The 20,828-nt window shown below is 62.1% G+C and carries 17 protein-coding genes; all 17 read right to left on the bottom strand.

Annotated features, from left to right (window positions below):
- Positions 1–5: 5 nt before the first annotated feature.
- Complete coding sequence (locus O3656_RS01165) at positions 6–782, bottom strand: DUF4391 domain-containing protein (RefSeq protein ID WP_500062233.1); 777 nt, start codon at positions 780–782, stop codon at positions 6–8.
- Entirely contained in the window at positions 779–4,060 is a 3,282-nt protein-coding gene (locus O3656_RS01160) for a helicase-related protein (RefSeq protein WP_500062232.1), read from the bottom strand. The genes O3656_RS01165 and O3656_RS01160 overlap by 4 nt, the downstream gene beginning before the upstream one ends.
- Positions 4,061–4,244: 184 nt before the next feature.
- Entirely contained in the window at positions 4,245–4,679 is a 435-nt protein-coding gene (locus O3656_RS01155; protein ID WP_500062231.1) for a metal-sulfur cluster assembly factor, read from the bottom strand.
- 10 nt (positions 4,680–4,689) lie between these two features.
- Entirely contained in the window at positions 4,690–5,166 is a 477-nt protein-coding gene (sufU, locus tag O3656_RS01150; protein ID WP_048676825.1) for a Fe-S cluster assembly sulfur transfer protein SufU, read from the bottom strand.
- A gap of 34 nt (positions 5,167–5,200) precedes the next feature.
- A complete protein-coding gene (locus O3656_RS01145) occupies positions 5,201–6,478 on the bottom strand; it encodes a SufS family cysteine desulfurase (protein WP_500062230.1) in 1,278 nt (425 codons plus the stop codon).
- A 5-nt stretch (positions 6,479–6,483) separates the two neighbouring features.
- Complete coding sequence (gene sufC, locus O3656_RS01140; protein WP_016461603.1) at positions 6,484–7,236, bottom strand: Fe-S cluster assembly ATPase SufC; 753 nt, start codon at positions 7,234–7,236, stop codon at positions 6,484–6,486.
- A gap of 16 nt (positions 7,237–7,252) precedes the next feature.
- The gene (gene sufD / locus O3656_RS01135) at positions 7,253–8,443 is read right to left on the bottom strand and encodes a Fe-S cluster assembly protein SufD (protein WP_500062229.1); all 1,191 of its coding nucleotides are present in this window, start codon (positions 8,441–8,443) and stop codon (positions 7,253–7,255) included.
- Entirely contained in the window at positions 8,443–9,888 is a 1,446-nt protein-coding gene (gene sufB / locus O3656_RS01130; protein ID WP_500062228.1) for a Fe-S cluster assembly protein SufB, read from the bottom strand. Before sufB ends, sufD begins: the two co-directional genes overlap by 1 nt.
- Before the next feature lie 32 nt (positions 9,889–9,920).
- Complete coding sequence (locus tag O3656_RS01125; protein ID WP_034475649.1) at positions 9,921–10,616, bottom strand: helix-turn-helix transcriptional regulator; 696 nt, start codon at positions 10,614–10,616, stop codon at positions 9,921–9,923.
- Positions 10,617–10,769: 153 nt separating this feature from the next.
- A complete protein-coding gene (locus O3656_RS01120; protein ID WP_500062227.1) occupies positions 10,770–11,414 on the bottom strand; it encodes an NUDIX domain-containing protein in 645 nt (214 codons plus the stop codon).
- A gap of 8 nt (positions 11,415–11,422) precedes the next feature.
- Entirely contained in the window at positions 11,423–13,090 is a 1,668-nt protein-coding gene (pyrG, locus tag O3656_RS01115; protein ID WP_500062226.1) for a CTP synthase, read from the bottom strand.
- A gap of 136 nt (positions 13,091–13,226) precedes the next feature.
- Entirely contained in the window at positions 13,227–14,120 is an 894-nt protein-coding gene (locus O3656_RS01110) for a copper transporter (protein WP_500062225.1), read from the bottom strand.
- Complete coding sequence (gene steA, locus O3656_RS01105; RefSeq protein WP_500062224.1) at positions 14,117–15,262, bottom strand: putative cytokinetic ring protein SteA; 1,146 nt, start codon at positions 15,260–15,262, stop codon at positions 14,117–14,119. Before steA ends, O3656_RS01110 begins: the two co-directional genes overlap by 4 nt.
- Positions 15,259–16,935, bottom strand: a complete 1,677-nt coding sequence (gene recN / locus O3656_RS01100) for a DNA repair protein RecN (RefSeq protein WP_500062223.1) — start codon at positions 16,933–16,935, stop codon at positions 15,259–15,261. Before recN ends, steA begins: the two co-directional genes overlap by 4 nt.
- Entirely contained in the window at positions 16,932–17,762 is an 831-nt protein-coding gene (locus tag O3656_RS01095; protein ID WP_500062222.1) for an NAD(+)/NADH kinase, read from the bottom strand. Before O3656_RS01095 ends, recN begins: the two co-directional genes overlap by 4 nt.
- Positions 17,759–18,586, bottom strand: a complete 828-nt coding sequence (locus O3656_RS01090; protein WP_500062221.1) for a TlyA family RNA methyltransferase — start codon at positions 18,584–18,586, stop codon at positions 17,759–17,761. Before O3656_RS01090 ends, O3656_RS01095 begins: the two co-directional genes overlap by 4 nt.
- Positions 18,587–18,770: 184 nt before the next feature.
- A partial coding sequence (locus O3656_RS01085; protein WP_500062220.1) for an HAD-IIA family hydrolase occupies positions 18,771–20,828 on the bottom strand: 2,058 nt, incomplete at its 5' end.

Below are 20,828 nucleotides of genomic sequence, written 5' to 3'. Positions count from 1 at the left end.
GGGCGTTAAGGTCCACAACGCCTCGTTAACTCTTCGATAGCTGCTTTCGTCTGGCTCATCGCCTCGGCGAGAGGAATTCGTAACCGTAGACGCTCGCGCTGCGTGGTTCCGCGTGCCTTCCACTGCGCACGCAGCCGATCTTGCCTGCTCTGACGCTCAAGCAAGCACTCGATCAACGCCACCACATCCGGGCTACGGCACAGCTCCGGATCAGGATAGAAGCCAACGAGATGAGCGACGCGAGCCAAGCGAATTCTCGCCATCATGTCCGCGGTGAGATGAGCCAGCGAGCGCTGATCAAGGGTATCGAAAGCCAACGAGGACAAGAACGCCTTCCCCTGCTGCGTGCGTCGCCACAAACCGACACTGGTGTCCACCTCCATGGCATCGACGCTCAACCCTGCTGCACGCTTCCTGCGCGACGTGAGTGCAGCAGAAACACAGACGTCTCCGCGGGTGTTCTCCTGTATCAGGACTGAGGGATGCGGGAAACATCCGTGCACAATGGTGGCAGTCGATTCGAGCGCTCGCGTGTTACCGAGGGACGCCCACAAGAACAACACCGCATCGATACGGCGGCCCATCGCTGTTGCCGCGGGAATGCCAGTCGTGCCCTCCTGTACGACACCCAGGAGAGTCAGCCCGGTGATTTTGCCCAGGCCGTCGCACTGCGTGCGCGTCAGTTCGGCCTCGCGCTCCAGCGCATGCGTGGGAATCGTACGCTCGAAACGGCGTACACCGGGCGGCATGGCCAGCGTCGAAGCCCAGTCGATGGAGCTCATAGGAGCACCACAAAGCTCACCAGAGAAAAGTCTGCTTCTGACGCGGCTCCGCGGGAGATCACTCCCGGTGTCAACAGCGATTCGAGGGTCGTTGCTTCTCCCTGCGTGATCGCCGTTGCGACAGCCTGCGCCAGCAGAGCCGAGTACACACTCATGTCCTCACCATCACGTGTATCTCGATTGAATTGTGCACACAGGGCGTCCAGGGGCTCATGACGTCCCTCGCACAGCTGCCTGAGCAGGTCCAGGGAGTACGTTGGGTGGGACAACACCCGTGCGCCCGTTGCGTCCCTTGGCACGTAAATCAAAGAGAGCGGCGCGGTTACACGACTGCTATCACCGGTGTCTCCACGCTGTTCGAGACAGAACACCACTCCTGGACTCACCTGAGCGCGCAGGCTATCCGGAATATCGACGACCGCGTGCAAGCCTGTCGGTGCGCCTTCTAGAATGCCCGGATGAGCGTTCATGTAGCGCTCCAGCTCGATTCGGAAATCATCCAACGCAAAATCCGTAATCGACATTCCTCGCCGCATGTCTTCGAGATCGAGGGTTTCGCTACGCAAGGTGCGCAACTGATCCGAGCGATACTCCAAGTCGTTCATGTCCTCTGATGGGGTGAGAAGATTCTCCTCACCGGAGGCACTCGCATCGCCCAGAGCCATGCGCGCCTTGACGCGTGACTCAAGCTTGATGTAGGACTCCAGGTCGACGTCTGGCCAAAAGGTCACCATCTGAATGTACTTGTTCGGTGAACCCAGGCGGTCGACCCGGCCGAAGCGTTGCACGATGCGAACCGGGTTCCAGTGCACGTCGTAATTGACGACGCAATCGCAATCCTGTAAGTTCTGGCCCTCCGAGATGCAATCCGTTGCGAAAATAATATCGATCTGCCCTTCACGTTCCGCGAAAGCGATGCATTCCTTCGAATGGGGCGAGAAACGACCGAGGATATCCTCGAAGCTACCGCGCACGTATCGCTTCCCAGTGATGCGATTGCGAGTGCCCGTCACCTGCGCGCACGTCAGACCATGGCTGCGCTGTAGATCAGATGCCAACTGGTCATACAGGTAGGTAACGGTGTCAGCGAAGGCACTGAAGACGAGCACTTTCCTGTTACCCGAATTGATCTGACCGGTGCCGGTCTTCTCGATGATGAGTGTCCTCAACGCGCCGAGCTTGGCATCTCGATCCGGTGTCACTGCGGAGGAATAATCGATCAGTTCGTCGAGAATCTCGACGTCGTGCGTCAGGTCCATGGACAGAGTCTCGCGGTCCACATCGCGCAAGTCGACGCGAATCTGCGCCCCGACTTCGAACATCTCAGTTTCCCGATCATCGAGGCCGTCCTCGAGACCCTCAATTCCGTATCCGACCTCGACGGAACTGAGAGCATCGTCGATGCTTCGTGCTTCAAGTGCTGCAAGCCGATCCAGGATATCGGCGCAGGAACTGCGCACGCGCCTCAGAGTCGTACGGAAGGCACTCACGGAGGACTCCATGCGCTTGAGGAGGTTGACCCGCATCAGCACGGCGACAGCGTTCGTACGATGTAGTTCACTGCCGAAGTCATTGCCGAACCCCTCACGGTAATCGACCTCATAGCCAGGGCGAGCATCCTCACGCACATAGGAAAGAAGCTGATACTGGGCGAACGTCAGGTCGCTGATCATTGCGTAGAGCTCGCTGATAGGGGGCAGCTCGCCTCGCGAATCAATGGGCTCCTGGACATTGCGCGGGGCGAGGCGGCTGGGGAATGTGCCCGCCTCGGTGCCGTAGTATTTCGTCACGTGCTTGCGGCTACGCGCAATGGTCAGGGCATCAAGAAGCTTGAAATAGTCGGCGTTGACGTACTCGGCAAAGCTCTGCGTCGTGTGACGTCCATGTGCCTGCGAACTCCACAGGTTGAAGCGCTTTTGTGCCAACCTCATCACTGCATCGATGGAACCGATGCCGTCAGTCTTCTCGAGATAGTCATCGCGTCCCTCCGTGATGAGTTCAATCTGGTTGCGCAGGTCGGTGAGACGATTATTGATCGGGGTCGCCGATAGCATGAGCACCTTCGTGCGTCCGTTGGATCGTATGACCTCATTCATCAGGCGCGTGTAACGGTTCGAACTTGTTGCGGTCGAGGCCTTATTGCGAAAGTTATGACTCTCATCGATGACCAGCAAATCGAATGTGCCCCACTGTAGGTGTTCTAGGTCAGTGTCCCCGCTCTTGCCGCGCCGACGTGAGAGGTCCGTATGGTTCAACACCTTGTAATTGAAGCGGTCCGCGGCCAAGGGATTACGCTCATCACTCGCCTGCATCCAGAGAGTCCAGTTCTCTCGCAGGCGCTTCGGGCACAGCACCAGGACATTCTTGTTGAGCTGCTGGTAGTACTTGATGACGGCGAGTGCTTCAAATGTCTTCCCCAGGCCGACGCTGTCAGCAATAATGCAGCCGTTGTACTTTTCCAGCTTACGAATCGCCCCGATGACGGCGTCCTTCTGGAAATCGTAGAGCTTGCCCCATATCACCGAATCGAAAAAGCCGGTGTCTTCACGTGGATTGTGGTCCCGGGTCTCCTGAAGGAAACGCCGGAAGATGTGGTACAGGGTCAGGAAATAAATGAACTCGGGGGCGTTGTCTGCGTACATCGCCTCCACCTGCTCGACGACCTGCTCGGTGACGTCACACGTTGCCTCATCATTCGCCCATACGGACTCAAACTGCGCCATCAGGAACTCAACCTGTGCCTTGGCCTCATCCCCCGAAAAGTGAGTAATCATCGTCAGCGTGTCCGGACGGCGCGCGACTCCCAACCCCTCCAAGGTGAAAGTAGCACCCTGCCCCGCAAAAAGGTGAGGACTCACTGCAGCACCTTCGATGACATAACTCGGCGGATACTGGAGCACATTCTCACGCCGCACGGAGCGTAGCGTCACCTTCTTCCTCAACCACGATGCGCACGCCCGCGCGAGAGCACGTTGGTTCAGTTTGTTACGAAGTGTGAGCTCCAAGCTGGATTCCGCGAGTGCTTTCTCGCGCTGTCCCTGCGCGCGTTGGGCAATGTCAAACTCGAGAGTGCTCAGTCTCCGTTTCATGTCTCGAATAAAGGTCGGTTCATTGAACAGAACACGCACGGAGTCAAGGCGCTCAAGTTCCTCGCGTAACTCTCCATAGGCAAAAAGACTGAAGTGCGCGCTAATAATCGACAGCTTCGCGTCATCGTCAAGCGTGGCACGCAGGGAGTCTCCCAAGCGCTTGCCCTGGTTGTTGTCGAGCATCTCCATGGGTGTTGGTCCCTTCCTTCATGCCATGACTCACATTAGGTTACCGGAACAGTGTGAGGAGCGGAACGCACAACACCGAATCTACTGACACTGGAGAACGAGAGATGTCAGCACACCGATTGGGGGCCGTATACCAGTGTCCCCGGAACCGAGCGGTTCCGGGGACACTGTGCATCAAGGTGCCTCAGACGTTGAAGCCGATCGCTCGCAGCTGCTCACGGCCATCGGGCGTGATGCGATCCGGGCCCCACGGCGGCATCCAGACCCAGTTGATCTGCACCTCGTCGGTCACTGCCGACAGGATCGTCTGCGCCTGGCGCTCGATCACGTCGGTCAGCGGGCAGGCAGCCGACGTCAGCGTCATGTCGAGGCGAACCTGGTTTTCAGAGCCGATCACGACGCCGTACACCAGGCCGAGATCGACAATGTTGATACCCAGCTCGGGATCGATGACGTCCTTGAGGGCCTCGAGCACGTTTTCGGCTGCCAGCGTGCCCTGCTCGATGACGTCGGTGCCGTCGATCTGGCGGGTGGGCACCTCGGCGCTAGGAGCTTGCGCCGAAGCGGGTGCGCCGAAGCGCTGCTCGACCGGCTCAGACTGAGCCATCGGGTTACTCATTCCTGTTCCTTTACTGATCGGCGGGCTCGCCCGCGGTGGAGATATCGATGCCGGACTTGGCCATTGCGTCGCGCAACGCATACCACCCCAGGAGGGCACACTTGACGCGATTAGCGAATTGGGAGGTGGATTCCAGGGCGGCAGCGTCACCGAGGTCGTCGAGGATCTCATCATCGACGCCGAGATTACGCGAATGCATCATGACTTCCATGTCCCGGTAGAGACGACCGATTTCCTCGGCAGACTTACCCTGCGTCAGATCGGTCATCATGGACAGCGATGCGCGCGAGATCGAGCAGCCGTCGCCTTCCCACTGAAGGGAAGCGAGATGATCACCATCGAGCGACACGCCCAAGGTGACCTCGTCACCGCAGGTGGGATTGACCTGGTGGGACGATGCGTCCATGCCCGACGGGTCACCAGCGCCGTGCTTTTCACGAGCGTGATCCAAGATGACCTGCTGATACAACTGTTCAAGACTGCCCATGGTTTCCTTTCATACCCAACCGTCACGTGCAATTCTACTGACCGAAGAAGCTGCGTACCTTCGACAGCCCGTCGATGAGGCGTTCAATTTCCTCAGCGGTGGTCGTCGGGGCGACCGATGCGCGTGCAGAGGAACGCACCTGGAAGAACGTATGCAGCGGGATCGCACAGTGGTGTCCGACCCGCACGGCCACATCAACCGAGTCCATGAACTGACCCACGTCGTGGGGGTGCACGCCGTCCACGGCGAAAGCAACGACGCCGATGCGATCGACGTCCGAGTCTGGGCCGAGAACCCTGATGCCATCGATCGAGGAGATGCCGTCGAGCATCATGGACGTCAGCGCGTGCTCGTGCGCTTCCACGCGATCCATGCCGAGCGCCGACATGTAGCGCAGCGCCTGCGACCAGGCCGCGACCTGAGCGACGGGCTGCGATCCGGCTTCAAAACGCTCGGGTGGTGCCATGAAGGTCGATTCCTCCATGGTGACCCATTCGATCATCGAGCCGCCGGTGAGGACGGGCGGCATCGCCGCCAGGAGCGACCGACGTCCCCACAGTGCACCGGCACCCGTGGGGCCGAGCATCTTGTGCGAGGAGAACACCGCGAAGTCGACGTCGAGCTCTGAGAGGTTCAGCGCCATGTGTGCGCTGGACTGGCACGTATCGAGGAGGACAAGTGCGCCGACGGCGCGGGCCGCAGCGCTCACGGCCGCGACGGGTGAAACGGCGCCGGTCACGTTCGAGACGTGGGTGAACGCGACGAGGCGAGTATTCGGCGTGATGACGGAGAGAGTCTCCAAGTCAATGCGGCCGTCCGGCGTCAGGTCGAGCCAGGCGAGCTCAGCGCCCGTACGCTGGCATAGCTGCTGCCAGGGGACGATGTTCGCGTGGTGCTCGGCGCGCGTGCAGACGATACGATCGCCGGGTCCCACGCGCAGCGACGCCGATTCCGCACCGCCCATGCCCTGCGAGGCGTGACCGATTGACAAGGCAACCAGGTTAATCGCCTCGGTCGCGTTCTTCGTCCAGACGATTTCGTCAGCAGACACACCGACGAACGAGGCCAGAGCACCGCGCGCACTCTCAAATGCGTCGGTCGCTTCGTCGCCAAGCAGGTGTGTGCCCCGGTGGACCGCGCCATTACTGCGGCGATAGAAGTCGGCCTCGGCGTCGATGACGCATGCGGGCTTCTGGGATGTCGCGGAGGCATCCAGGTACGCAATGGGCGCGCCGCCGCGCCCGACGCGACTCAGAATCGGAAAATCCGAACGAATCGCGTCGAGCTCGGCGGCGGTAAAGTCTCGCGACACGGCGATCAGAGACCCAGGTACTTGTCGTAGCCGTTCTCTTCGAGCTCGTCAGCCAGCTCGGGACCACCCTGAGCGGCGACGTGGCCGTCGACGAAAACGTGAACGTGGCTGGGCTTGATGTAGCGCAGGATGCGGGTGTAGTGCGTGATGAGCATGACGCCGCAGCCGGTCTCGCCGTGGACGCGGTTGACGCCCTCGGACACGATGCGCAGTGCGTCGACGTCGAGGCCGGAGTCGGTCTCGTCGAGGACAGCGAACGAGGGCTTCAGGAGCTCCATCTGGAGGATCTCGAGGCGCTTCTTCTCGCCGCCGGAGAAGCCGACGTTGACATCGCGCTCGGCGAAGTCGGGGTCCATGCGCAGGTTCTCCATGGAGGTCTTCATTTCCTTGACCCACGAGCGCAGGGCGGGCGCCTGGCCGTCGATCGCGGTCTTCGCGGTGCGCAGGAAGTTGGAGACGGACACGCCGGCGACCTCGACGGGGTACTGCATGGCGAGGAACAGGCCCGCCTTGGCGCGCTCATCGACGCTCATCTCGGTGATGAGCTGATCGTCGAGCCAGGCCTCACCCGAGGTGATCTCGTAATCGGGGTGACCGGCCAGCGCATAGGCCATGGTGGACTTACCGGAGCCGTTGGGGCCCATGATGGCGTGAATTTCGCCGGAGTTGATCGTCAGGTTGACACCCTTGAGGATCTCCTTGGGGCCTTCGGCGGTCTCGACGGAGACGTGCAGATCCTTAATACGCAGAGTCGACATATGTATTCCTTACAGCTCAGTTGTTACGGGACTTGGCCAGCTCGGCCTCGACGGTTGCCATGAGGTGGTCGACCACCTCGGGGACGCCGATCTGGTTGATCAGTTCGGCGAAGAAGCCGCGCACGACCAGGCGGCGTGCCTCGTGCTCAGGAACACCACGGCTCATCAGGTAGAACAGCTGCTCGTCGTCGAAACGACCGGTCGCGGAGGCATGTCCGGCGCCTTCGATTTCGCCGTTTTCGATTTCGAGGTTGGGCACGGAATCGGCCTTGGCTCCCTCGGTGAGCACCAGGTTACGGTTCAACTCGTACGTGTCCGTACCGTCGGCTGCCTCGCGGATGAGGCAGTCACCGATCCACACCGAGTGCGCGTCCTTCCCTTGCAGGGCGCCCTTGTAGGTGACGCGCGAGAAGCACTTCGGCTGCGAGTGGTCTACGAAGACGCGGTGTTCGAGGTGCTGGCCGCCGTCCACGAAGTAGATGCCCAGCATGGTGAGCTCGGCGCCCGGACCTCGGAAGTCGGTGTCCGCGCACAGACGCACGAGGTCGCCGCCGAAGGTGACGACGATGTGGGTCAGCTTGGAGTCGCGTCCCAATGCCAGGCGCTGGTTCGAGGCGTGCAGGACGGTGTCGTCCCATTCCTGCAGCGACACGACGGTCAGGTTCGCGCTGTCGCCCGTTTCGACCTCGACGGTCTGGTTGAGCGCAGCCTGCGCGGAACCGCTGTGCGAGAGGATCACCGTCGCCTTGGAGAAAGCGCCTGCGCGAATCACGAGGTGCTGTGCACGGGTGCCTTCGACGTCTGCGACGTTGATGCGCACGGGGGCGTCGAGCTCGGCCTCGGCCGGGATCTCAACGACAGTCGCCTGCTCAAAACCATTCCACGCGACGACCGCAGTACGGTCGCCGGGTGCGAGCACGGTTCCGAGGCGCAAGTCATCGCGCGACACCGACTCGACGAGAACGGAATCAGGAGCGTCAACCGCAACGGGTGCATCGCCTGCGTCGTAGTTCGCCGGATCAAAGAGGCGCTCGATGCGGCGCATCGGGGTGAAACGCCAGTCTTCCTCGCGTCCGTGAGGGGTGGGAATGTCGTTCAGGTTGAACGAGGTGGGACGATCCGCGCGCGACGGGTGCGCCCTCTCAGCGTCAGCCCCGTGCGAGTGGGCCTTGTTCATGGTGTCGACAATAGTGTTGGGGGTCGTCATCAGCCGACGGATCCTTCCATCTGCAGTTCAATGAGGCGGTTGAGCTCGAGGGCATACTCCATCGGCAGCTCCTTAGCGATCGGCTCAACGAAGCCACGCACGATCGTCGCCATGGCCTCGTTCTCGTCGAGGCCTCGGCTCATCAGGTAGAACAGCTGATCGGCGCTCACCTTGGTCACGGTCGCCTCGTGTCCCATCTCGACATCGTCCGTACGCACGTCCACGTACGGGTACGTGTCGGTACGCGAGATCTTGTCGACGAGCAGGGCATCGCACAGCACGTTCGACTTGGAGTGGCGTGCACGGGCGTTGACCTGGACGAGGCCACGGTAGGACGTGCGGCCACCGCCACGCGAGACGGACTTCGACACGATCGACGACGAGGTGTGGGGTGCCATGTGCACCATCTTCGCGCCGGTGTCCTGCTGCTGGCCGGGGCCGGCAAAGCCGATGGACAGCGTTTCGCCGCGAGCGTGTTCGCCCATCAGGAAGCAGGCGGGGTACTTCATGGTGATCGCGGCACCCATGTTGCCGTCGACCCATTCCATGGTGCCGCCTTCTTCGACGATGGCACGCTGAGTCACCAGGTTGAGGACGTTCGTCGACCAGTTCTGGATGGTCGTATAACGCACGCGCGCGTCCTTCTTCACGAAGATCTCGATGACACCGGAGTGCAGCGAGTTCTCATCGTAAATCGGGGCGGTGCAGCCCTCCACGTAGTGCACGTAGGAGCCCTCGTCGGCAATGATGAGCGTGCGCTCGAACTGCCCCATCGCCGAGGTATTAATGCGGAAATACGCCTGCAACGGAATGGTCACATGCACGCCCTTGGGAACGTACACGAACGAGCCACCGGACCAGGCGGCCGTGTTCAGCGCGGAGAACTTATTGTCGCCCGCGGGCACACACTTGCCGAAGTACTCCTCGAAAATCTCGGGGTATTCGCGCAGGCCCGTGTCCGTGTCGGTAAAGATGACGCCCTGACGCTCCAGGTCCTCCTGGATCTGCTGGTAGACGACCTCGGACTCGTACTGCGCGGCAACGCCCGACACCAGACGCGACTTCTCGGCCTCGGGAATGCCGAGGCGATCGTAGGTGTCACGGATTTCTTCGGGGAGATCTTCCCAGTCATTGACCTGGCGATCAGTGGGGCGCACGTAGTACTTGAACGCATCGAAATCCACGTGGGACAGATCCGGCCCCCACGCGGGCATCGGCTTGCGCTCAAAGAGCTCAAGCGCCTTCAGTCGACGTTCACGCATCCACTGCGGCTCGTCCTTCACGTCCGAGATAAAGCGGACTATTTCTTCGTTAATGCCGGTGGGGACGTCCTTGGAGTAGTCGTCGGAGTCGTGCCAACCGTACTCGTAACCGCCGATCGACTCGATGATCTCGTCATCGGTCATACGACGGTCCTCAGCGCCCGAGGCGGGTGCCTGCGTCATTGTTGTATCAACCTCTCGTTCTTACCTATGTGCTACTTGCGTCGCACGTTCCGCGCTCCGGGGCGAATCACGGGCATCCCCACGGGAATGTGGGTCGTGCACACGTGTCCACCACCGGCGAGCGTGGAAAGTCTTTGCACATGGACGTCGAGGAGCTTGCCAAAAGCGATTGTCTCGGCGTCACACAACTGCGGGAAGTCGCCCGCAACGTTTTGGATGGGGCAATGGCCCTGGCAGAGTTGGACGGCAAGCGTGCCTCCGCCAATATCGCGCACGGTCGCGGCATAGCCGTCTTGCGTCAAGGCGTCAGCGAGGGCCTGCGCACGCACGCGAGGATCCGTCCCGGCATCGCGCACGATCGGGGCGTATCGCCGTTCGATCTCGCGCGAACGTGCCGCAGCGAACGATTCGACGGCTTCCTCTCCCCCGAGCTGCCCAAGATATCCCAGCGCTTTGGTAGCAAGGTCTGAGTAACCGTCAGCCAGGTGGACGTGAGCGCGTTCCGTTGCGACGTAATGCCGGGCGGGACGTCCCCGTCCTCGCTTGGACGGTGCGCCCGGCTCGTGTTCCGCGATCTCTTTGGATTCGAGCAACAACGTGATGTGGCGCCGAACGGCAGCGGTTGTCAGCCCTAAGACCTTCGCAATTGACGAGGCCGTGACCGGCCCCTTTTCGACGATGAGATCGAGCACCTGCTGTCGGGTTGTGGCGTCTGATTCCTCTGCCACCTGTCCTCCGCTCCGACGCTTCACGCGTGCGTCTCCGTGTGCTTTTCTCTGGAAACGAGTGTACGCCAATTTAGATAAATCGGCGTTGCGAAAAGCGGATCGGAGTGTCGGACAGCCCACAAGTCGAGGGACTTAGGGCCCATGGCTCGTTAGCTACCGCATCCACGGAGCATCGGCGGCCCTCAATCCCTCCCAATTGCGACCGCGAGCGGCATGCGCCGCGAGGATACCGATGACAGCAGAAGGGCTGTGCAGGCGACCCGACAGCACCATGTCCAGAGCCTGGTCGAGTGAGACCCACGCATACTGCATGGTTGCTTCCTCGTCCTCGCGCTCGAACACGGTACCGGTCTCGGCGAGCTCTCGAGCGAGAAAAACACGCAGAGGCTCGTTCGTACCACCGGGGGACGTCAGGAAGTCGACAAGCACCTCCCATCGGCCCGCCTTCATGTCGGTCTCTTCTGCTAGCTCACGTTCGGCGGCGATGAGCGGATCTTCCCCGGGAATATCGAGGAGGCCAGCGGGGATCTCCCACAGGTTCGCCTGAACCGGATGACGGTATTGGCGTTCCATCAGAATCTCCTCAGCGCCCGCCTCACCGCGCATCGCCACGACGGCAACTGCACCAGGATGACGGGTGTATTGACGCACCACGGGATCCTGTCCCTTCACGACGACGACATGATCTTCGACCATGTCGACGATGCGGCCGCTCCAGACGACCTCGCTCGCGGCAACCTCGTGAGGGCTCGGCTGGTCCGCGATCGTCTGGACCTGGTCGCTCGACAGAAAATGCATGTCGCCTCTCATTCCTTTTCGTCAGAGCGCGAAGAGTAACGTCCCACGTGACGCTTCAACGCAGCTTCAATCAGTCCCGCGAACAGCGGGTGCGGGCGCGTCGGGCGGCTCTTGAACTCCGGATGCGCCTGCGTTGCAACATAGTAGGGGTGCACAGCCGAATCAAGCTCGACGAACTCAACGAGGGAGCCGTCCGGCGAGGTTCCAGAAACCTTCAGGCCCGCCGCCTCGAGGCGGTCGCGGTAGGCGTTGTTGACCTCGTAACGGTGACGGTGCCGCTCGCTCACGTCGGTCGTGCCATAGGCAGTCGCAACAATAGAATTCGGCACGAGCTTTGCGGGATACGCACCCAGTCGCATCGTTCCGCCCATATCGCCGCTTCCATCGACGAATTCGTGCTGGTCCGCCATCGTGTGAATAACGGGTTCGGCGGTGTCGGGATCCATTTCGGTCGACGAAGCTCCCGGAATACCGGCGAGGTGACGGGCAGCCTCGATCACCATGCACTGCAAACCCAGGCACAGACCCAGGGTCGGCACACGATGCTCGCGCGCCCACCGTAGAGCGCCGAGCTTGCCTTCAATGCCACGAATGCCGAAGCCACCGGGAACGACGATTGCATCCACACCGGCGAGCTCACGCGCAGCCCCTTCGGGCGTCTCGCAGGTGTCCGATGCGACCCAACGGATATCGACCCGCGCGTTGTTGGCGAAGCCGCCGTGCTTAATCGCCTCTGATACCGACAGATAGGCGTCGTGCAGGTCGATGTACTTGCCAACAAGAGCAACTTCGAGGCGGTGCTTCGGGGAGTGCACGCGCTCCAGAAGTACCTTCCATTCCTTCCAGTCGACGTCCCGGAAGGACAATCCAAGGCGCTGGACGAGGTAGGCATCAAGTCCCTCGCGATGCAGCGTCAGCGGCACGTTGTAGATGGAGGGTACGTCAGCGCACTCGATGACGGCGTCGCGGTCGACGTCGCACATGAGCGCAACCTTCGACTTGATCCCTTCGGGCAGCGGACGATCGGTGCGCAGCACCAGAGCATCCGGCGCGATGCCAATCGACCGCAGTGCACTGACGGAGTGCTGCGTCGGCTTCGTTTTGAGTTCACCGGCAGCAGGCAAGAACGGAATGAGCGACACGTGGACAAAAGCGACGTTCGAGCGTCCGAGGTCGTGGCGCACCTGGCGAGCCGCCTCGAGGAACGGCTGCGATTCGATGTCGCCGACGGTACCGCCGATTTCAGTGATGATAACGTCAGGACGATTCCCGTTCTCATCAGGCTGAGCCTGACGACGCATCACATTCTTGATCTCATCCGTGATATGCGGAATAACCTGAACGGTATCGCCCAGATACTCACCACGACGTTCCTTGGCGATAACCGTGGAGTACACCTGGCCCGTCGTCGCATTTGCAGCGCCCGACAGGTTCACATCCAGGAAGCGTTCGTAGTGGCCGATATCGAGGTCGGTTTCCGCGCCGTCTTCAGTCACGAAAACTTCGCCGTGCTGGAACGGGTTCATCGTGCCGGGATCGACATTGATGTAGGGATCGAGCTTCTGCATGACCACATGCAGTCCCCGAGAACGAAGGAGTCTTCCCAAGCTGGAGGCGGTCAGGCCCTTGCCCAACGAGGACACAACACCACCCGTGACAAAAATATGCTTGGTCATGGAATTTTCCGCACGCGCCGTGCGCATTGAAGTACTCACCATGGAACTTCAGCCTAACACTCCTGGCATGAATCGGCCCCCGCGATCTGGGCAGATCAGCGGGGGGCCGACGAAGAAAATCGCGTATTGACGCGCTTTACTTGTTGCTCGGGATGACAGACTGTGCTCCGTTACCCACTCCGAAGGCGCGGGCACCGGTGGCAGGCGTGGACAGGGCGAGCGCCGTATCGACGGCAGCGAGGGTGGTACCGACCGAGTCAACGGTCGTCACGGCGGTGCCGCTGGCGCGCACAGAAGTGATCATCGCGTCGCGTGTCGACGCATCGCCCACGAGCACACCGGACGTCGAGCCGACGGCTTGGGCCAGACCAACCCAGGCATCGGAGCTGGCGGTTACTGCGGCAGGGGTCGCACCGTCCGAGGCCACGGCCTGCGCACGCGGCCCGACGGCGACCATAGTGGTCGCGGTGCCGGCAGGGTCCTCATCAATCGTCATGATCGGGGTGGATTCATCCGTCAGAATCTGACGCAGTAGGTCAGTCTCGGAGCCGGTCGAGGTGAGCACCTGAGCGATCGAGTAACCCACCACACCATCCGCACTAGCCGTCTTCGCCGCGCCGGAGGTCAGATGCGAGGCGAGCGTCGTCGACAGGGTCGTGCGGTACTGGCTCATGGACGTGGACTGCCAGTTGTCGCTCAGCGTCACGCGGCCGACGACGCTCGCTCCGGCGTCGGTGAGCGTCGAACGGAGGGCTGCGACATCATCATCCGACGCACCGGGGAGCACGACGAGCGCAACCTTGGCACCGGTCAGGGAACCCGCGAGGGTCGAGGAAGCGAGGGCTTTCAGGCCCGCAGCCTCGGCTTCCGCCTGTGCGCTCAGCTGGGGATCGGTCGCGCTCGAAGTCGACGACGCGTTCACTCCGGCGTGGATACGACCCTGAAGCGGACCGGCACCCAGGACGACTCCGACAGCGAGAGCGATGAAGATCCCGATGATCGAGACAACGTGATAGCGAAAGTTAATCATTGGGTTCCTCCAGCGGAATGCATCAGCGAGACAAAGAAAGAGGTAATCGGGTGCAACAGGTCGTTACCCCACGGGGTCGACCACAGCGCAACGCCCATCAGCCCAAGAGCGACAAGGGCGAGGAGCACGAGGGTCCAGCCGCGCGGACGGGGGCGGAACGTGGCCGCAACCGCCTGCGCGCCAATGAGTCGCGAGCCGACCGCAAGCCGAGAGAAAAACGCAGGGGCGACGAGCGCGCGTCCAGCATCAACAAGCTCAGCCTCCCCGTAGGAAACACCGGCCGTGATCACCGCGGTTGCGCTTGAATGAGCGGCAACGACGAGGGCCGCGTCGAGAGACGTACCGGCCATGGCCACACGCTCGTAGACGATACCCATACGATCGAGTCGCTGGGCACCGGGTGCGAGACCATCACCACCGACCCGCACGATGAAGGCGCGTGCACGACGAATGGCCTTCTCGCTCATCAGGTCTGCATCACCCACGACGAGGTCGAGCGTGAGGTGCGCTTTGAGGGCGACATCCGCTCCCCCATCGACAGCGATAACGAAAGGAGCAGCCTCGGAACGCCAGCGGGCGAGCGCGCGACAATCGCTCGCTGCCTCGCTCGCGGCGCTTACGAGCAGAATCGGACGCTTGCCAAGGCCATCAATAGGGGGCACTCCCTCACCACGTAGAACGGTCGCACCATCCTTGGCCAGGTAGTCTTCGACAGACCCCTCGAACCCGGCGAACAGCGTGGCCGAGTCAGCGACCTCAACATCCAGGTCCTCGGCTGACACAGCCCTACCGGTTGCAATGACACCGCCATCAACGAGGACCTTGCCGCCCGTGACGGCGACTTCCTGTCCCTCGCGCAGCGACATGATGTCTTGGCCGAGGTCATCAACGAGCGTAATACCGGCGTCGAGAATGAGGCGCGGACCGAGAGCTGCGGCTCGACCCGTCAGCGAAGGCTGCGCGTTGAGGACCGCGATAGGCGCGGCTTCAACCAGCGCAGCTGCGCTTTCGCGGTCCAAGTCCGCGACGTTGATAACGGCGATCTCTCCACGCTCGAGGCGCGTTGCCAGGTGCTTGGGACGGTCGTCGACGCGTACACGCCCCACCTGGCCCTTCGATTCCTTTGAAAGTGTTTCACTCATCCCTGCGATTGTGACACGGCGGAAGCCAAGACTTGCGAAGCGTGGCGGCGCGCCGCAGCCGAGTGCGGATCCCCACCCATCATGCGCGTCAGTTCGGCTTCGCGCGCCTGCCCGCGCACTTCACGAACCTGCGTCGTCCCGTCGCTTTTCTCGATGACGAGGTGCTGGTCCCCGAAAGCGGCGACCTGGGCCAAGTGCGTCACGACGATGACCTGGCGCGATGCGGCGAGTCTCTTCAGCCGTGCGCCTACCTCCGTCGCTGTCTGCCCGCCGATGCCAGCATCAATCTCGTCGAAAATAAACGTGGACGAGGCCTCGGTGCGTCCAAGCATCAGCTCGAGGGCGAGCATGACGCGCGAGAGCTCGCCGCCGGAGGCACCCTGTCCGAGGGGACGCGCAGGAGCATGCGGATGCGGCTGCAGGCGGAAGACAACGCTCTCACACCCGTGGGACGTCGGCTTCGTTGCCTCGAGGTCAATGTGGAGCGTGGCGTCGGGCATTGACAGAGCATGCAGCTCTTCGTTGACACCGCTGGCAAGTTCCGCGGCGAGCGTGGCGCGTGCGGCCGTCAGACGGGAGCCGCATGCGAGAACGTGTTCCTGCGCGGCACGGAGCTCCTCCTCAACGAGGGCGGGGTCCGAGGCCGGAGCTGACAGCTCGGCGAGCCGAACGCGCGCTTCCTGGACCCACGCGAGCAGGCCCTCGATATCCGCAGCTCTTCCGCGCAACGCATCTTTCAGGGCAGCCCGACGGGTATGAATCTGCGCCAGGCGCTGCGGATCCGCGTCGAGTCGACTCAGATAGGACGACACGTCATCGGCGAGAGCATCCAACTCGAGCGCCTGGTTACGGGCACGGGCGACGAAATCAGCCACGGCCTCGTCGAAGCGCGAGGCCTCGTCTAGCTGCGCGTACGCACTACGTGCGGCCTCCACCGCACCCGCGTAATCCCCGCGATCATCCCCCTTCAGAAAACCAAGGGAGGCACCCATGAGGCCGCGAAGGTCCTCGACGTTCGTCAGGCGCGCGGCCTCTCGCACCAGGTTTTCTTCTTCACCCGGCTGCGGATCAAGCGCCTCAATCTGATCGATCGCGGCACGCAGGTCCTCAATTTCCTCGGCACGTTCAGTCGCGTCGCCGCGCAAGGAATCAAGGCGGTGCTTGATATCGACGGCACCGCGAAAAGCTGCGCGATACTCTTCCACCACAGCCGCATGTGCACTGCCTCCAAATTGGTCCAGTGCACGTCGTTGAGCGGCCTCCCCCGTCAGCCGAATCTGATCCGACTGACCATGGATCGTCACCATCGACCCGACGATATCGGCCAATACGGAAGCAGGAACGGGACGGGAACCAAGGTGCGCACGCGAGCGCCCCGCCGCACGGACCGACCGACCAACGATCAGCTCATCGCCTTCAACGAGACCACCAGCATCCTCCACGCGCGACCCAATATCAGGCGTGATCGAAAAAATGCCATCGACCGACAGACGTTCCGTACCGCTACGCACGAGCGCTGCGTCAGCGCGAGCCCCGAGAAGAAGCTGCAGACTCGACAACACCATCGTTTTACCGGCACCAGTTTCACCGGTCACAACAACGAGCCCAGGGCCAAAGTCGACGTGCGCGTTGGCAATGACACCCAGATTGGAAATATCGAGAGATTCAATCACCGCGCAGCGTCCCTCCATCCACGTACCGGCAAATTGAACTTACGGACGAGACGCGCAGAAAACGGCGTATCGTCCACACGCACCAGCTGCACAGGAGACGATCCCACGCGTGCACGCACGACGCCACCGGCCGGGACAGTCATACGGCGCAGGCCATCACACCACATTTCCGGGGCAGTCCACATATCATCGAGCACCACGATCTCCACACACGCCGACGGGCCAACGACGAGCGGACGCGTGAACAACCCGTGCGCCGCCAACGGAGCGACAACGATTGCTTCCGTATCCGGCCACACGACGGGCCCGCCAGCGGAGAAAGAATAGGCAGTTGAGCCGGTCGGCGTCGACAAAATCATGCCATCGGCGCCGTACGTCGACACTTCCTGTCCATCGACGACGAGGGCAAAATGAACGGGATGAGCGACGTCCGTGTGCATAACGACCGCTTCGTTAAGCGCCCAGTCGTCAGCCTTGGAACCGTCGGGACGCTCCATCGTCACATCCAGGGTCATGCGACGTTCGACCGAAAAATCTCCGTCGGCGATCTTGCGTGCAAGGTCACCGGTCCCCTTATCACCCAGTTCCGTCAAGAAGCCCATGTGGCCAGCGTTGATACCCAGCAGGGGGACGTCGAGGGCACGCGCGCTTGACGCTGCCACCAAAAATGTTCCGTCACCGCCGATCGATAGCACCATGTCGATGCCGCCCCCGGAGGAGTCTTCGACAACCTCGATGTCGCGCGCCTTGAGGGCCTCCGCCAAACTCACAGCACTCGTCACCGCGTTCGGGCGGTGACGATGGCGCACCATCAACACACGGGTCATACGTGTCCTCCAGCGGGGCCGGCAGCGACCGCTGCACGGATGTAATCGGTCAATTGGGAAGGATCGATCGGCTCAGGATAATCTCGTCGCATATGCACGAAATACTCGACGTTACCGCTCGGGCCGGGAAGCGGTGACGCGGCAATAGCGGCGATGTCGAGCCCCAGGTCGATGGCACACCGCGCTACCTTTTCCACCGTCTCAACGTGATGCTCCGGGTTACGCACCACACCCCCGTGCCCGAGCCTGTCTTTTCCGATCTCAAACTGAGGCTTGACCATCAACAGGAAGTCAGCGTGAGGAGCCGCCGCTGCGACCAGTGCGGGCAGCACGAGGGTGAGCGAAATAAATGACATGTCCCCTACAACGAGTTCGGGGGCTGGTGCGACCGCGGCAGGATCGAGGGTGCGCACGTTCGTCCGATCGTGAACCTCGACGCGAGGATCGGACTGAAGCTTCCATGCCAGCTGACCGTACCCCACGTCTACGGCGACGACCGAAGAGGCACCGCGCCGCAGCAAAACATCGGTGAAACCACCCGTCGAGGCACCCGCATCCAACGCGCGGCGCCCTTCGATCACCGGTGCTTTCTCACCGAGCGAGTCGAGGGCGCCGGCAAGCTTGTGCGCGCCACGCGAGACGTACTCGGGGTCGTCGGATTCCTCAACGACGATCGCCTGAGCAGGATCCATCTGACGGGCCGGCTTGACGACAACCTGACCGTCGAGCTTGACGCGCCCATCCTCAATCATCTGTGCGGCCGCGGACCGCGATTTCGCGAGCCCACGTCGGACCAGCTCAGAATCAATACGGCGAAGCTTCACCCATCTCTCCGATCCTTATGAGCGACGCGAATATGTTCCGCAGGAACGGCCGCGCCGCCGGGAACGTCAGCAGACAGGGCCCGGCGCAAATCAGACTCAATGGCTTCCAGCGTCGTCATTTGCTCTGACACTGGAAGACCATCGAAACCGACGAGCCGGGCCTCAATCTGTTCGCGTAGGGCCATCAGGCCTCGTCGTCCAAATCGGCCGTGTCCTCAAGGAGGCGCTCAAGCTCCTCTTCCCCGGGCAGGAATGCAGGCGTCTGCGAATCCGGCTCCGGGAGGCTGTCGGCGTTCGCGGCGACGTCGAAGAAATCATCGTCGTCATCGATAGCTGCGGTCGGCTCCGGGGCAGTGACGATACCAGCCGGATCGTCATTGCTCACAACGGTAATCTCGGGGCACGAAGGGGCGGAACCAGCAGCATCCGCGTATTCCCACGCGGCTGCGGCAAGCGCACGGTAGGAGTCGATCGTGATCGTCACCGGCTCGGTCAGCTCGACGTCGTCAAGGGTCAACACACCAGAACGGTGCGCTTTTGCCACCTGGGACAGTCCGCACGTCCACGTCCCGTCACGATGATGCTTCGGGGCGGGGTGTGCCTCCAGCAGACCACGCATGTCGATCGCGAGGTAGCTGGGGCGCTGGCCGCGGGGCGCACGGATGACGTCCCTGGCCTGGTGGACACCCGTGAGAACGTGCATGGCGGGAACACCCGCGGCCACGGCTCCCATGATGTCGGTCTCGAGGCGGTCACCTACGGCGAGCGGGTTCTGCGCACCCACGAGCTCGCTCGCGCGACGATAGATGCCCGGCTCAGGCTTTCCGCCGGCAGTGGGACGCTTGTGGGTCGCGTGCTGGATCGCGCGCACGAGCGAACCGTTGCCAAGCGCCTGCCCACGCTCAACGGGCAGCGTCGCGTCGAGGTTGGACGCGTAGAAAGCAGCGCCCCGCTCGATTGCGAACGCGCCCTCGGACAGAAGCGCCCAATCCACCTGCTTATCGAGGCCCTGCACGACGGCGGCGGGCTCATCGTCAGCACTATCAACGAGAACGAAGCCACGCTCTTCCAGCGCGAGGCGCAGACCCGCACCACCAATCACAAAGACCTTCGAGCCTTCCTCAAGCTCCTCAGCCATGATCGCGGCAATATCCATCGCGGAGGTCATAATCATGTCAGCCGTCGCGTCAAAGTCCATGCTGTTGAGCTTCTCGGCCACTTGCGCAGGCGTACGCATTGCGTTGTTCGTGACGAAGGCAGAAGCCATACCAAGCTCACGCGCCTCAACGACGGACGCAGCCGCATGCTCGATGCGCTCGTCACCCGACCACGCGGTGCCATCAAGGTCAAGGAGAGCACAATCGTAGTCCTCGGCGAGGGCGTTGCCGGTACCACGCAGCGGCGAACGCTTCCCATCGACATCTGAATCCTGGTACAGGGCAACGTCGATGATCTCAGCATCTTCAGCAACGGCAGGCATAGCATCGAGAACCTCGCCGGCTTCCTCGTCGCGACCGAGCTCTGTCAGGCGCTGTGCCTTCACTTCCATCAGGCGACGACGCAGTTCGTCATCGGCAGAGGCAGGCAGTGCAGCGAGAGCATCGTCGACGATCACGAGGCCGACGTCAGCCTGGCCGAGGTCGGCGCGGGCACCGGAGGAGACGAGGACGAGCTCGACCTGCTCAGCGAGATCAAGGGACGAGGCATCGGTTGCGTCGATGATTTCGACGGCCTTCTCCGGATGGCCAAGACCGCGTTCGGCATCTGCCTCGACTGCACGCAGCGATGAATCGCCGCGCATACGACGGACCGCACGAACCTCGCGCAGAGCTTCCTCGTAGCGGCCGGACGCGTAAGCAGTGAGAGCAGCGGCCTCACGCACAACATCGACGCGACCGGCGCGGGAAACCGCCGCCTGAGCATGCTGATACGCAGCCTCCGGATCGAGATCAATCAGCTGCCCAGCCATCACGAGATGACGCGCAACGATGTCTCGGTTAGGACCGGAAAGGGTGGCAAGGGCACGCAGCGCATCACGGTCAAGCTCATCGGCGCTAACACCGGCCGGAATCGTCGGTTCGTTTCCGTTCGGCGACACGTATTCATCCGTCGACGAATAGTTCTTATACGAAGCATCCTTACGGCGGTCGTCGCGGAAACCACCCCGGCGATCGTCCCGACGCTGGTGACCGCCGCGTCGATCATCGCGACGCTGGAAACCACCACGATCCCCACGGCGCTC

The organism is Pauljensenia sp. 27098_8_83, assembly GCF_041432695.1.
Taxonomy (GTDB): Bacteria; Actinomycetota; Actinomycetes; order Actinomycetales; family Actinomycetaceae; genus Pauljensenia.
The sequence above is the reverse complement of the archived record's forward strand: the minus strand, read 5'-3'. Positions and strand labels throughout refer to the sequence as shown.